Source organism: Nannocystis sp. RBIL2, from assembly GCF_026626745.1.
Classification (GTDB): Bacteria; Myxococcota_A; Polyangia; order Nannocystales; family Nannocystaceae; genus Nannocystis.
Map to the genome: position 1 here is coordinate 715,601 of NZ_JAPNJW010000001.1, position 13,912 is coordinate 729,512.

At 73.4% G+C, this 13,912-nt stretch carries 12 protein-coding genes; 9 read left to right on the forward strand and 3 right to left on the reverse strand.

Annotation, left to right across the window (positions count from 1 at the left end):
* Positions 1 to 4 precede the first annotated feature (4 nt).
* Both OV090_RS02845 and OV090_RS02850 read right to left on the reverse strand, forming a co-directional pair.
* Positions 5 to 640 (reverse strand): hypothetical protein, encoded by a 636-nt coding sequence (locus tag OV090_RS02845; RefSeq protein ID WP_267701904.1) that lies wholly within the window; start codon positions 638 to 640, stop codon positions 5 to 7.
* Between the two features lie 243 nt (positions 641 to 883).
* Entirely contained in the window at positions 884 to 3,859 is a 2,976-nt protein-coding gene (locus OV090_RS02850; protein ID WP_267701905.1) for a serine/threonine-protein kinase, read from the reverse strand.
* Between the two features lie 210 nt (positions 3,860 to 4,069).
* Between OV090_RS02850 and glyA the strand changes: the two genes are divergently transcribed.
* The 7 genes from glyA (at position 4,070) to OV090_RS02885 (ending at position 11,192) form a co-directional block, all read left to right on the forward strand.
* Entirely contained in the window at positions 4,070 to 5,329 is a 1,260-nt protein-coding gene (gene glyA, locus OV090_RS02855; protein ID WP_267701906.1) for a serine hydroxymethyltransferase, read from the forward strand.
* A gap of 24 nt (positions 5,330 to 5,353) precedes the next feature.
* Complete coding sequence (locus OV090_RS02860) at positions 5,354 to 6,535, forward strand: beta-ketoacyl-ACP synthase (protein ID WP_267701907.1); 1,182 nt, start codon at positions 5,354 to 5,356, stop codon at positions 6,533 to 6,535.
* Positions 6,536 to 6,620: 85 nt separating this feature from the next.
* The gene (locus OV090_RS02865) at positions 6,621 to 7,424 is read left to right on the forward strand and encodes a beta-ketoacyl synthase chain length factor (RefSeq protein ID WP_267701908.1); all 804 of its coding nucleotides are present in this window, start codon (positions 6,621 to 6,623) and stop codon (positions 7,422 to 7,424) included.
* Entirely contained in the window at positions 7,421 to 7,870 is a 450-nt protein-coding gene (locus tag OV090_RS02870; RefSeq protein WP_267701909.1) for a hypothetical protein, read from the forward strand. Before OV090_RS02865 ends, OV090_RS02870 begins: the two co-directional genes overlap by 4 nt.
* Positions 7,867 to 8,589: a 3-oxoacyl-ACP reductase FabG gene (fabG, locus tag OV090_RS02875; RefSeq protein WP_267701910.1), complete on the forward strand. Its 723-nt coding sequence runs from the start codon at positions 7,867 to 7,869 to the stop codon at positions 8,587 to 8,589. Before OV090_RS02870 ends, fabG begins: the two co-directional genes overlap by 4 nt.
* A 7-nt stretch (positions 8,590 to 8,596) precedes the next feature.
* Entirely contained in the window at positions 8,597 to 9,796 is a 1,200-nt protein-coding gene (locus tag OV090_RS02880) for an NAD(P)/FAD-dependent oxidoreductase (RefSeq protein WP_267701911.1), read from the forward strand.
* A 151-nt stretch (positions 9,797 to 9,947) separates the two neighbouring features.
* Complete coding sequence (locus tag OV090_RS02885; RefSeq protein WP_267701912.1) at positions 9,948 to 11,192, forward strand: hypothetical protein; 1,245 nt, start codon at positions 9,948 to 9,950, stop codon at positions 11,190 to 11,192.
* A 61-nt stretch (positions 11,193 to 11,253) separates the two neighbouring features.
* Here the strand turns inward: OV090_RS02885 and OV090_RS02890 are convergent, their stop codons facing one another.
* Positions 11,254 to 11,853 (reverse strand): Maf family protein, encoded by a 600-nt coding sequence (locus tag OV090_RS02890; RefSeq protein WP_267701913.1) that lies wholly within the window; start codon positions 11,851 to 11,853, stop codon positions 11,254 to 11,256.
* Positions 11,854 to 12,086: 233 nt separating this feature from the next.
* On the opposite strand from OV090_RS02890, the gene OV090_RS02895 reads away from it, so the two are divergent.
* Together OV090_RS02895 and OV090_RS02900 are read left to right on the forward strand one after the other, a co-directional pair.
* Complete coding sequence (locus OV090_RS02895; RefSeq protein ID WP_267701914.1) at positions 12,087 to 13,076, forward strand: hypothetical protein; 990 nt, start codon at positions 12,087 to 12,089, stop codon at positions 13,074 to 13,076.
* 52 nt (positions 13,077 to 13,128) lie between these two features.
* Positions 13,129 to 13,860 carry a YggS family pyridoxal phosphate-dependent enzyme gene (locus OV090_RS02900; RefSeq protein ID WP_267701915.1) on the forward strand — a complete coding sequence of 244 codons (732 nt, stop codon included), beginning with the start codon at positions 13,129 to 13,131 and terminating at the stop codon, positions 13,858 to 13,860.
* Positions 13,861 to 13,912 lie beyond the last annotated feature (52 nt).

Sequence of the window (13,912 nt, forward strand, 5' to 3'; positions counted from 1 at the left end):
GACGCTAGCGGCGCCGGGCGCTCGCGCCGGAGTCGGTGTCGACGACCCGGACGTTGCCGAGCGTGTAACCCGCGGACGCCGTCGACGAGGTGTCGAAGCGGACGCTGCCCGACACCACCGCGGTGCCGGTGGCGTCGACGAAGGCGTAGTTGACGATCAGGGAGTTGTCGGTCGCCGTGCCGACGGCCTGATTCACGACGTAGCCGGCCTCGGCCTTGGCCCGGATGTCGATCTTGGCCACGTTGTCGACCACCTGGACCCGCGAGTTGTTGACCGCCTGCCGCCACACCCGCTCGAAGGTGTCGTCGGCCGGGTCGAGCAGGGTCACGGTGCCGGTGGTGGCCGTCGGATCGGTGGTCTGGCGGGCCGTCTTGGTCACCGTCGCCGGCACGTCGGGGCACGGGTTGCCGACCAGCTTGATGGTGAGGGCGCCGACGTTCGCGCCGCCGACGTTGAGGAAGGACATCTTGAACTTGGTCTGCTCCTCGGGATCGCTCGAGCTCTCGTCCTCCCACTTGATCGTCGTCCCGGTCAGCTCGGTCGTGAACGACGCGTTCAGGTCGATGTCGAGGTTGGCCACGGGCCCCGCCGCGACCCCCGTCTTCAGGACCAGATCTCGCCTCAGCTTCGGTGTCGGCATGCTGTCTCTCGCCCGGGCGCAAGTTGCCCGGATCCCCCGCTGAATGAGCGTAGCCCGGGCGGCCAATGGATCAGTCGCAGGTACATACAAACACGTTACATCGCGCGCGCGTCGGCGCGCCGGCCAGGATCGCTCGCGCGGGTGCGCCCGATTGCGACGATGTAAGGAGCCCCATCGGACATGTCCGAATGAACATGTCCGAACAGTCTTCTCACCCGAAGACCCGGCCGCGGCGGCGCCGCTTCAGCGAGCGACGTGGGCCAGCAGCCAGGCGTCGACCCGCGAGACGTCCTCGTCGGCGTGATCGCCGGCGTAGTCGGCCCGCGCCTCCGACGCCAACGTCAGCGCCCGCGGACGGTCGCGGCCCGCGACCGCGCGGGCGAGCGCGAACCGCAGTTCGCCCAGGTCGACCGGCTGCACGTCCTTGCGGGTGCGGATCGCCAGCGCCCGCTCGAGCAGCGGCCGGGCCTCCTCGAGGCGCCCGAGCTCGACCAGCGCCACGCCGAGGCCGTGCAGCGGATACGCCACCTCGGGGTCGTCGGGGCCGAACAGCGCCTGGCCCCGAGCCAGCGCCTCCTCGTAGATCGGCACCGCGCGGGCGTAGTCGTGCTGCAGGTGGTAGCTGTTGGCGAGGTTGTACAGGGCATCGACCAGCCGCCCCTCCTGCCCCGACGCCCGCCGCAGCACCCCCGCCGCCGCCTCGAAGTCGCCGCTCGCGCGCGCGTAGTCGCCGGTGAACACCAGCGCGCTGCCGAGGTTCATCCGCGTCGACGCGATCTCGGGGTGGTCCGGCCCGAGCGTGCGCACGCGGATGTCGAGCGCCCGCTCGAGCGCGGCGATCGCCTGGTCGAAGCGACCGGCCCGCATCTCGAGGACGGCGATGTTGTTGAGCACCGACGCGACGTCGGGGTGGTCGGGTCCGAGGCGATCCTCGGCCAGCGCCAGCGCGTCGCCGAAGTACCGGCGCGCCGCCTCGTCGCGCCCGCGCTTGTCCTCGAGCGAGCCGAGCGCGTTGAAGGCCGCGATCAGCAGCAGCCGCGACGACGCCGGCGCCGCGCGCAGCACCTCGACCGCGGCCAGCAGCGTCTGGCGCGCGCCCTCGTGCTCGCCGCGGGCCGTCCGCACGATGCCGAGCGAGATGTCCCTTCGCGCCTGTTCGATGGGCCCTGCCCCTACGCGCAGGTCGGTGGCCGCCGCCAGCTGCAGCATCCGCTCGCCCTCGGCGTGGCGTTGCTGCAGCCCGCCGAGCACCAGCCCGAGCTCGGCCATCGCCTGCCCGCGCATCGGGTCGACCGCGCCGGCCTCCGCCGCCGCGATCGCCCGCGTGTGCAGCTCGACCGCCTGCTCGAAGCGGCCCTGGTCGGCCGCGATCTGCCCGAGGGTGATCAGCGCCCGCGCCTCGATCGCCCCCGCCCCGGTCGCGCGCCCCTCCTGCAGCGCGCGCTCGGCCAGGCCCTGCGCCGCCGCGTACTTGGCCGCGTGCCGCTTGGCCACCGCGTGGGCCAGGATGCCCTCGAGCCGCGCGACCTCCTCGCGGCTGGCGAGCCCGCGCCCGGGGCCCTGCATCAGCTGCTCGGCGTCGGCGCAGGCCTTCAGGTCGGGCAGCCCCTCGACCGCGACCGCGGCGCGCTGCACCACCTCGCGGTCCGCCTCGGAGAACAGCGCCGCGGTCGCCTGCAGCTGCTCGAGGTGGCGATCGAGGCAGGCCATGCGGCGGTCGAGCAGCAGCGGCGACTGCTCGTGGTGGACCAGCGACGCCTCGCAGACCTCGCGGCGCATCGCCACCCACGTCGCCGCGTACTCGTCGAGGGCGGCCGTCGCGGTCTCGGCCGCGCGCGCCGCGTACGGCTGCCCGGTCTCGAGGAACGCCTGCCGCGCCCGCTCCTTGATGCCCTCGTCCCACACCCCGACGAGGTGGCGGTCCGCGCCCTCGCAGCCCGGCGGCTTGACCTGCGCCCACACGATCCCGCCGGTCACCGTCGCCGCCACGCCCGCCACCGCCAGCGCGCCGAAGATCGTGCGCCGCCGCCGTTCCGTCGGCGCCAGCGCGGCGAGCATCGCGTCCATCGATTCGAACCGCTGGCTCGGCTCGACCGCCAGCGCGCGGAGGATCGCCCGCCGCACGTGCAGCGGCACCGACGTGCGCACCGGCGTGGCGTCGATCTTGCCGCTGAGCACGCTCGTCGTCAGCTGCACGTAATTCTTGGCGGGGAACGGGTGGGCCTTGAACAGCGCCTCGAACAGCGCCACCGCGAACGCGAACTGGTCCGCGCGGGCATCGACGCGCTGCCCCATGTGCTGCTCCGGCGCCATGTAGGCCGGCGTGCCGACCAGCGCGCCGGTCCGCGTCAATCGCATCGACGACAGCCCCGCGATCGCCGAGTCGAGCCCCGTCGCCGGCGCCTGCGAGGCCAGCGCGACCGCCTGCAGCTTGGCCGCCGCCGGGTCGGTGTCGGCCAGCGGCGCCGGGTGGTTGCCGCGGTCGGTGGTGGCGAACGGCGACAGGCTCGCCGACATCGACGCGCTCGGCGGCGTCGAGATGTTCTCGGACATGTCCCGAGGGACAGCCGTGAACTCGGGCCCCTCCGCGCCGCGGGCGATGCCGAAGTCGACCACGCGCACCCGGCCGTCGCGGCCGACCAGCACGTTATCGGGCTTGAAGTCGCGGTGGACGATCCCGGCCTTGTGCGCGGCCGCCAGCCCGCGGCCGGCGGCCACGAAGGTGTCGAGGATCTCCTGGCTGGTCCGCTTGCCGTCCTTGAGCCAGCGCGACAGGTTGTGCCCGTCGACCAGCTCCATCGTCAGGTACACCAGCTCGCCGATGCGGTTGGCGTCGTAGATGGCGACCACGTTCGGGTGCTGCAGCCTGGCCAGCGCCTGGGCCTCGCGCAGCAGTCGGCCGACGATCTCGTCGGCGCGGTGGCCGGGGCGGGCGTGCATGATCTTGAGCGCCACCCGGCGGTCGAGCCGCGGGTCGTAGGCGGTGTAGACCACGCCCATCGCCCCCGCGCCGATGCGGTCGAGCACCGTGTAGCGCTCGATCGCCGCCCCGCGCTCGAACTTGAGCGCCTGGACCTCGTCGATCGACGGCGACTCGACCAGCGTCTCGACCCCGGTCAGGTGCGACTGATCGAGGTCGGAATGGGCCCCGGCGGTGCTGCGCGCGCTCGGCGGGCCTTCCGCGAAAGGCCCCTCGCCCGTCCTCGCCGCCTCGCCCACCGCTGCATGGTATCAAGGGCCGGCGGCGTTGTGGGCCTGGAGGCGTGCGGCGCCCCTGTTTGCAGGGGAGCGGCTGCAGCGCCGCTGCGGCGGGACGCGAAACGGCATTCGCCGTCCGGGCCTGCGGCGAACTCGGGGCCGCCTCGGGACCCGGCCGACGCGGCGCGCCGGGCTTGACTCCGCGGCCCTTCGAGCAGGAAAACCTCGGGCGTGCACGCCCGCGATCCCGAGCTCTCCGCCGCCGACCCTGAGATCTTCGCGCTGATCGAGCAGGAGGACGCGCGCCAGCGCGACAGCCTGCGCCTCATCGCCAGCGAGAATTACGTGTCGAAGGCCGTGCTCGCCGCGACCGGCACCAGCCTCACCAACAAGTACGCCGAGGGCTACCCGGGCAAGCGCTACTACGAGGGCATGGACTTCGTCGACCCGATCGAGTCGCTGGCCATCGCCCGCGCGCGCGAGCTGTTCGGGGCCGATCACGCCAACGTCCAGCCCTACAGCGGATCGCCGGCCAACCTGGCCGCGCTGCTCGCCCTGTGCCAAACCGGCGACACCATCATGGGGCTGGCTCTCCCCGCGGGCGGTCACCTCACCCACGGCTGGAAGGTCAGCGCCACCGGCATCTACTACAAGGCCGTCCAGTACGGCGTCCGCCCCGACGACCACCGCATCGACCTCGACGAGGTCCGCAGCATCGCGCTCGCCAACCGGCCCAAGCTGATCTGGGTCGGTCACTCGGCCTACCCGCGCCAGCTCGACTTCGCCGGCTTCGCCGCGATCGCGCGCGAGGTCGGGGCCTACCTCGCGGCCGACATCGCGCACATCGCCGGCCTCGTCGCCGGCGGCGCGCACCCGAGCCCCGTGCCGCACGCCGACGTCGTCACCACCACCACGCACAAGACGCTCCGCGGCCCGCGCGGCGGCCTGATCCTCAGCAAGGCCGCGCACGCGGCCGCGATCGACAAGGCAGTATTCCCCGGCCTGCAGGGCGGCCCGCACTGCCACACCACAGCCGCCAAGGCAGTCGCCTTCCGCGAGGCGCTGCAGCCGAGCTTCCGCGACTACGCCCACCAGATCGTCGCCAACGCCCAGGCCCTCGCCGAGGCCCTCATCGCCCGCGGCCACGTCCTCGTGTCCGGCGGCACCGACAACCACCTGCTGCTCGTCGATCTGACGCCCACCGGCCAGGGCGGCCGCCACGTCGCGCGCGTGCTCAACCGCTGCGGCATCGAGCTCAACGCCAACGCCATCCCGTTCGACCCGCGCAAGCCGTTCGATCCCTCGGGCCTGCGCATCGGCCTGGCCGCCATCACCTCGCGCGGCATCGAGACCCACCACATGCCCGTCGTCGCCGACCTGATCGCCGACGGCATCGCCCTCGCCGTCGAGAACGCCGACGACGCCCGCTGCGAGGTCCACCGCGGCCGCGTGCGCGAGTTCCTGCGCGCCTTCCCGGCCCCCGGCCTCTGAACGGCCGCGCCCGCCCTCGCCGTCATGCAGCCGTACCCCATCACTGCCATGGCCCTGTGCAACGGCATGGGCGACAGCACCGCCGCCGTGCTCGCCGCCTTGCGTGCCGGTCGCTCCGGCCTCGGCCCGTGCCCCGCCGAGTTCGAGCTCGACGCGGTCGTCGGCGCCATCCCGACCCCGCTGCCGTCGCTGCCCGGCTTCCTCGGCCCGGTCCGCGACACCCGGCAGGCGCGGATCGCCGCGGTCGCCCTGGCCGAGCTGCAGGCCCCGCTGGACCGCGCGCGCGCCCGCTGGGGTTCGGACCGCGTCGCCATCGTCCTCGGCACCAGCACCGGCGGCATCGAGGCCAGCGAGACCGCCTACGCCCACGCGCAGGCCCACGGCGGCGCCCTCCCGGCCGCCTACGACGTCGAGACCTCGCACGCCCTCGACGCCGTCCTGCACGTCGCCCGCGTCCTCGGCGGCGGCCTCGGCGGCCCGGCCTACGTCGTCTCGACCGCCTGCTCCTCTTCCGCCAAGGTGTTCGCCTCGGCCCAGCGGCTGCTCGCCGCCGGCCTGTGCGACGCGGTCCTGGTCGGCGGCGTCGACAGCCTGTGCCGCCTCACCGTGCGCGGCTTCGCCGGCCTCGAGGTCCTGTCCTCGCGGCCATGTCGTCCGTTCTCGCGCGAGCGGGCCGGCATCAACATCGGCGAGGGCGCCGCGCTGCTCCTGGTCGAACGGACAGGTGACGGCCCGGCCCGCCTGCTCGGCGTCGGCGAGAGCTCCGACGCCTACCACATGACGAGCCCGCACCCCGAGGGCCTCGGCGCGCGCATGGCGATGGAGCGCGCGCTCCAGCACGCCGGCCTTTCCGCCGCCGACGTCGACCACGTCAACGCCCACGGCACCGGCACCAAGCAGAACGACAGCATGGAGAGCGCGGCGATCCGGGCGGTGTTCGCCGGGGCCCCTGCGCCCGCGGTGGTCGCCACCAAGGGCTACACCGGGCACATGCTCGGGGCCGCGGGCGCCACCGAGGTCGCCTTCGTCATCGACGCCATCGCCGGCGGCTACCTGCCCGCCAGCGTCGGCGCCGACCCGCTCGACGACACCCTCGCGGTCGACGTGGTCACCGCCCGCCGCGACGTCCCCACCCGCGCCGCGCTGAGCAACTCGTTCGCCTTCGGCGGCAGCAACTGCAGCGTCCTCGTCGGAGGCCCGGCATGAGCGCCTGCGCTTCCAGACATGTTCATCGGGACATGTCCCGATGTTCATCCTGCCCGCTGCCCGCGGCCCGCGTCGGAGGCCCGGCATGAGCGCGCTCGCCTTCGCCGTCCGCGGCCTCGGGTTCTGGACCCCCGGCTACCCCGACCTCGCCGCCTGGCGGGCCCGGCCCGACACCTGGCCCGAAGGACAGGCGCCTCCGACCGAGCCGGCCGCCCCGAAGGCCGAGCTGCTGCCACCGATGATGCGGCGGCGCACCAGCCTGCTCACCCGCATGGCCGCCGAGGTGGCCGCCCAGGCGCTGCAGGACGGCGGCGTCGACCGGGCCGCGGCCACCCTCGTGTACGGCTCCGTCTACGGCGAGATCCGCACCACCCTCGACCTCCTCGCCGCCCTGCTCGTCCCCGGCGAGCCGCTGTCGCCGACCAAGTTCCACAACAGCGTCCACAACACGGCGGCCGGCTACGTCTCGATCGCCACCGGCAACCGGGCCGGCAACGCCGCCCTGTCAGCCGGCCTCTCGACCCTCGCCATGGGCCTCGTCGAGTGCGCCGCCCTCGTGGCCGCCGGCGAGGGCGACGTGGTGCTCGTGCTCGCCGAGGAGCCGCTGCCCGAGCCGCTGGCCGCCGGCCGCCGCTGGGACCCGTTCGCCGCCGCCTTCGCCCTTTCGGCGCCTGTCCCCGGCGACATGCCCATGAGGACATGTCGCCTCGAACATGGCGCGAATGACATGCTCCCCGCGCCACGTCCGGTCCCGGCCGCCCTGGCCGCCAACCCGTGCGCCGCCGCGCTCGCGCTGGTCGAGGCGCTGGCCGCCGGCGCCCCGGCGCGGATCGCCCTCGAGCCGCACCTCGCGGTCGGCTGGCAGTGCGCGCTCGGAGCCGGGGCATGACCGCCGACTTCCCGCCGGTGGCCGAGTTGGTCCCGCAGCGCCCGCCGATGCTGCTGCTCGACGAGGTCGTGGCCGCCGGCGACGACGGCATCACCTGCGCCGCGCAGGTCCGCCCCGACAACCTGTTCGTCGTCGACGGCCGGGTCCACGCCTCGGCCCTGCTCGAGTACATGGCCCAAACAATCGCCGCGTTCGCCGGCCTGCGCGCGCGCGCCGACCATCAGCCGCCCGCGCTCGGCCTGATCGCCGCCTGCCGCAACCTCGAGCTGCACGCCGAGCACCTCGCCGTCGGCGACCCGCTGCAGATCGTCGCCACCCGCGTGTTCGCCGGCGCCATGGCCGAGTACCGCGCCGCAGTCACGCGCCGCGGCCAGCCGCTGGCCGAGGCCGTGCTCTCCGTCGTCACCACCGCCCCACCCAGCACCTCCGCAGGGAGCCCCGCATGAAGCCACGCGCGCTCGTCACCGGCGCCAGTCGAGGGATCGGCGCTGCGATCGCCGAGGCCCTCGCGGCCGCCGGCCACCCCATCATCCTCAACTACCGCAGCGACGACGCGGCCGCCGAGGCCGTCGCCGCCCGGATCCGAGCCGCCGGCGGCGAGGTCGTCCTCAGCCGCTTCGACGTCGGCGACGACGCGGCCGCCGATGCGGCGATGAACGCCATCCTCGCCGACCCGCGGCCGCTCGGTGTCCTCGTCAACAACGCCGGGATCGCCCGCGACGCCCCGTTCCCCGCGCTCGAGCGGGCCGACTGGGAAGCTGTCCTTCGGACCAGCCTGGGCGGCTTCTACAACGTCACCCGCCCGGTGATCATGCCGATGGTGCGGCGCAAGTGGGGCCGGATCATCACCATGAGCTCCGTCTCGGCCCAGCTCGGCAACCGCGGCCAGGTCGCCTACGCCGCGGCCAAGGCCGGCGTCATCGGCGCGACCAAATCGCTGGCGCTGGAGCTCGCCCGCAAGGGCGTCACAGTCAACGCGGTCTCCCCCGGCCTCGTCGACACCGACATGATCAAGGACGTCCCGCTCGACCACGTGATGCCGCGGATCCCGGCGCAACGGCTCGGCACCGCCCCCGAGGTCGCCGCGCTGGTCGCGTTCCTCGCCAGCGACGCCGCCGCGTACATCACCGGTCAGGTGATCGGGATCAACGGCGGCATGGTATGACCCGGCCATGCACGACGTCCTGATCGTCGGGGCCGGCCCGGCCGGATCGACTGCCGCCAACTTGCTCGCGCAGGCGGGCGTCCGGGCCGTCGCGCTCGACAAGGACGTGTTCCCGCGCTTCCACATCGGCGAGTCGCTGCTGCCGATCGACCTGCCGATCTTCGCCCGCCTCGGCGTCGCCATGGATCGCACGAGCTGGCAGTTCAAGCAGGGCGCCGAGTTCATCGACGAGCGCACCGGCGAGTTCGCCTTCTTCAGCTTCGCCGACGGCCTCGAGGGCACGCCCCCGCACGCGTGGCAGGTCGACCGCGCCACCTTCGACACCATGCTGTGCGACGTCGCCAGGAGCCGCGGCGCCGACATCCGCTTCGGCGAGCGCGTGCGCGACATCGAGTTCATAGGCGATCACGTCCGCGTCGTCACCGACCGCGAGGAGCACCGGGCCCGCTTCCTCCTCGACTGCACCGGCCAGGACGCCATGCTCGGCCGCGGCGCCCGCACGATCGCCCCGCTGCACGAGCTCGGGCGCGCCGCCGTCTTCTGCCACTTCGACGACCTCTCGCCCGAGGTGTGGGCCGAGCTCGGTGAGCAGGGCAACATCAAGGTCCTGATCGTCGAGGACGGCTGGCACTGGCTGATCCCCATGCACGGCGGTCGGCTCAGCGTCGGCCTGGTGAAGTGGCGCGGCAAGCTCGACGACGACGCCTTCGAGGCCGCCCTGGCCGCCTCGCCGCTGTGCCGCCGGCTCACCGCCGGGGCCACCCGCAGCGCCTCGCGGACGATCCGCAACTGGAGCTACAAGAACACTCGCCCCTCCGGCCCGCGCTGGGCCTGCGTCGGCGACGCCTGCGCATTCCTCGATCCGGTGTTCTCGTCGGGCGTCTCGCTGGCGATGCTGGGCGCCGAACGGACCGTCGACCTCCTCGTCCCCGCGCTCGCCGAGGGCCGCGAGGCCGCGGCCGATCTCATGGCCCCGGTGCACGCCACCATGCAGGTCGCCTACGACAGCTTCGAGCAGCTGATCCGCCGCTTCTACCACACGCGCCTCGTGTCGCACCTGTTCTTCGCCCGCACGCCCGACCCTCAGCTGCGGCGCGGCCTCATCAGCATGCTCGCGGGCGACGTCTGGCGCGACGACAACCCGTTCCAGGACATGCTGCGAAGCTCTCGCGTGCAGCCGCAGCGGGTCGCCGCGCCGAGCGAGTGACTGCAAGCTTTGTAAGCCAGATCGCAATTTAGTCACTCGCTACCTCCCCCGACTTCCGCGAAAGGCAGAGGTCGGCGCGCGATGGTTGCGTGTGCAACGTTGCAATTTGCCCAATCCCATTGTTCCCTCATCGGCGTCGGGAACGAGTCGCATGCACGCACGCATCCCTCTTCGCATCCGGGTCGGCGTCGATTGGCGCGTCGCGGTGGCTCTGATGCTGGCGGGCTGTCTCGATCGCAACGGCGGGCAGATCGATCCGACCACGGTCGAGCTGTCGACCGGCAGCGGCACCGACAGCAGCAGCAGCGGCACCAGCGGCCCCGGCATCATGACCACCACCGTCGATCCGGGCGGCAGCGACGGCGACAGCGGCTCGACCGGCGACCCGACGCCCGCGCCGTGCGGCAACGGCAAGATCGACGTGCCCGAGCAGTGCGATCAGGGCGACGCCAACGGCGACGACCGCGAGTGCACGTCCTCCTGCCGCTGGAACATCTGCGGCGACGGCCTGCTCAAGATCGGCGACGAGGTCTGCGACGACGGCAAGGGCAAGAACGGCAGCTACGGCCACTGCGGCAAGTACTGCAAGGACTTCTCCCCACACTGCGGCGACGGCACGTTGCAGGCGGCCGACGGCGAGGTCTGCGACGACACCAATCCGATGTACGGCTGCCTCCCCGACTGCACGCGGGCGACCTCGTGCCTCGACATCCGCACCGGCTGGGGCGACGCGGCCCAGACCGGCCTCTACTCGATCCGTCGCGAGGACAGGCAGGTGACCGTGTGGTGCGACATGCAAGCCGACGGCGGCGGCTACACATTCTTAAAGTACGCATCGGGCACTCTGGTCCCCAACCCGCCCGAGCCGGACAAGTTCATCGGCGAGCCGCTCACCGCGGCGCAAGCCGAGGAGAAGTGCGCCTCGTGGGGCCTGCGCCTGTTCTCCCCGCGCACGCAGCAGCACCTGCGAGCCGCCGTCACCGCCGCGAGCGCCCCCGAGTTCGCCCCGATCCACGTCACCGGCGGCTACCCCTCGGGCGTCGCCGCCGACAGCGACGCCGCCGGCTACCTGTCGATCATGGGCATCTATCCCGTCACTCCGGGCCTCAGCTGCGCGAGCAAGCCGCTCAACAGCGAGGACTGCCCGCAGTGGGCCGCGAAGCCCGATCCGCAGGACCCCGACGTCGTGAGGCCCTACTGGGTCACCGACAAGATCTTCTTGGACGAGCCAGGCACCACCAATTGCGCCGGCTGCTCGCTCTACTACGCCTGGAACCTCGACGTGCAGCCTCCCGTCCTCACGAGCTACGAGGCGGTCAACCTGAACGGCAAGGGTTGGGTCAGCCCGCACTTCCTGTGCGAAGTCGGCGACAAGCTCGGCCCGCCCGAAGGCTGACACCTGCTCTCTCGGCCATGTCCTGGGACTCCTGTCCTCGAGGCCACCCGGTCCGCCTCGCTCAGGCGACCCCGAGCGACTCCAGCAGCTCCACCACCTCCGCGAGCGGCAGCCCGACCACGTTCGTGTAGCTGCCCTCGATCTTGCGCACCAGCCCGGCCGCCGCGCCCTGGATCCCGTAGGCCCCGGCCTTGTCGCGCCACTCCTCCGTGTCGAGGTAGCGATCGATCTGCGCCGGAATCAGCGGCCGGAACCACACCGTCGTCGTCACCGCGAACGGGTGCCAGCGGACCTCGGGCCCGCGGAGGTCCGCGATCGCCACGGCAGTCGTCGTGAAGTGGGAGCGGCCCGCCAGCCGGGTCAGCATCGCCGCCGCCTCCGCGCGGTCGGCCGCCTTCGCCAGCGGTTCGACCTGTCCTTCGAGCCAGACCGTCGTGTCGGCCGCCAGCACCACCGAACCTGGCCGCAAGGCCAGGTCGGCCTTGGCCCGCGCCACCCGCTCGACGTACGCCGGCGGCGGCTCGCCGGGCAACCACGTCTCGTCGGCGTCGACCGGCGCGCGCGTACACGCGATCCCGGCCGAGCGCAGCAGTTCGGCCCGCCGCGGCGACGCCGAGGCGAGGACGAGGACAGGCGGGGTCTGCGGGGCGGGCTCGGTCATGGCCGGCTTTTGCCGGAAAGCGACCGTCCGCGCAACCTCGCCGCGGCGCCCGCCCGCGGGTGCGACGAGGCTCGGCCCGCCACGCCATGTTTTCCGCACGCGCCAGCTTCCGTGCTCCTCGCGCAGGTCGACCGTGCTCGTCCGCGACGCAGCCGCGGCCGCGACGGACGAGCCCGCAAGCGGCCCTGCGGCGCCCCGGCGGGCCCGGCGGCGGTGCGTGCTACCATCTCGGCATGCGGCGCCCCTTCTGCCTCTCGAGCGTCTACCTCCTCGCGGTCCTCGCGCTGTCGGCCCCGCTCATCGTCGTCGAGGCGCCCGACCCCGGCGAACCTGTCCCCGAGGACACCTGCGACGCCGACGCCGTCGACCCCGAGCTGCTGGGCGTCTGGCACCGCTGGGACGCCCTCGCCGAGGGCGACCGCATGCGCTTCTACTTCTTCCACGAGGGCGGCTTCGGCCTCTACCGCTACGGCAAGGTCGGCCTCACCAACACCCACAGCTTCGACTACCGCGCCGAGGGCGGCCACCTCGAGCTCACCTTCCGCAAGACCGGCGAGCGCCGGCGCGTCCCCTACCGCCTCGAGGAGCAGGGCGGACGCACCTGGCTGGTCCTCGACGACGACCCGCGCGAGCCCGGCGGCGCCCGCTACTTCAAGGCCCCGGCGGCCACCACCGGCGCGCCCTGCTACGACCCCGCGGGCGACCTGCCCCAAAAGCCAGGCACTCCCGCGCCCGGGCCCACCGCCAGCGACCTGCCCCAAGAGCCAGGCTCCCCCGCGCCCGCGCTGCTCGCCGCGGGCCTGCCCCGAGAGCCAGGCTCCCCCGCGCCCCTCGCCGCCGACGACCTCGCCGCCGCCGAGCGGATCGGCGGGCGCCTGTGGGGCGAGGAGGTCCGTTACGCCACCGGCGGCATGGGCTTCTCGATCTACCAGCTGCAGCCGCAAGCGATCGACGGCCGCGGCGTCGGCTGGCACCACCGCGGCGACTACGACGAGTGGACCACTGAGACCCTGACCTACCGCCAGCGCGGCGATCGCCTGGCCCTGTCGTTCCCGCTGCGCCACGACGGCCTCGACACCGCGATCCTCGTCAGCGGCAGCGGCGACGACCGCACCCTCCAGCTCGCCGAGGATCCGCGCGACTTCTGGCGCGCCCACACCTACCGCGACATGGGCCCCACCTTCGCCGGCGCGGTCGCCCCGAGCGCCTGCCTGCCGCAGTGACCACCCCGTCGACGCCGACTCTGCCTGTCTCTTCGCGCAGGCCCTTCAAGACATGTCCTTGACGCCAGACGACATCGCCGCCAACCTCGCCGCCGTCCGCGCCCGGATCGCCGCCGCCGTCGCCCGACGCGGCCCCGGTCCCGTGCCCACCCTCATCGGCGTCAGCAAGAAGCAGCCCGCCGAGGCCGTGATCACCGCCTGTCGGGCCGGCCTCGGCGACCTCGGCGAGAACTACGCCCAGGAGCTGGTCGCCAAGGCCGAGCTCGTCGCCGCGGCCGTCACCCCGCCGCGCTGGCACTTCATCGGCCCGCTGCAGACCAACAAGGTGCGCAAGGTCGTCGCCGTCGGCGCCCTCGTCCACACCGTCGATCGCCCGGGGCTCGTCGACGAGCTCGCCCGCGAGGTCGAGCGCCTGCGCGCGGGCCGAGGCGCCACCACCCCGCTCGAGCTGCTCGTCGAGGTCAACGTCGGCGACGAGGCGCAGAAGGCTGGCGTCTCCCCGACGGACCTGCCGGCGCTGCTCGACCAGATCGCCGCCCGTCCCCAGCTGCGCTGCGTCGGCCTCATGGCGATCCCCCCCGAGGGCGAGCCGGAGCAGACTCGCCCGTACTTCGCCCGCCTGCGCGAGCTGCTGCGCCGTGAAGCCGCGATCGCGCGCCCCGGCGTCGACCTGGTCCACCTCTCCATGGGCATGAGCGCCGACTTCGAGGTCGCGATCGAAGAGGGCGCGACCATGGTCCGCGTCGGCACCGCCATCTTCGGCGCCCGTCCGCCGCGCGCCTGACCGCTGCGCCGCCGCGATCGCACGCGGTGCCGCGACCACCGTCACGGTTCAG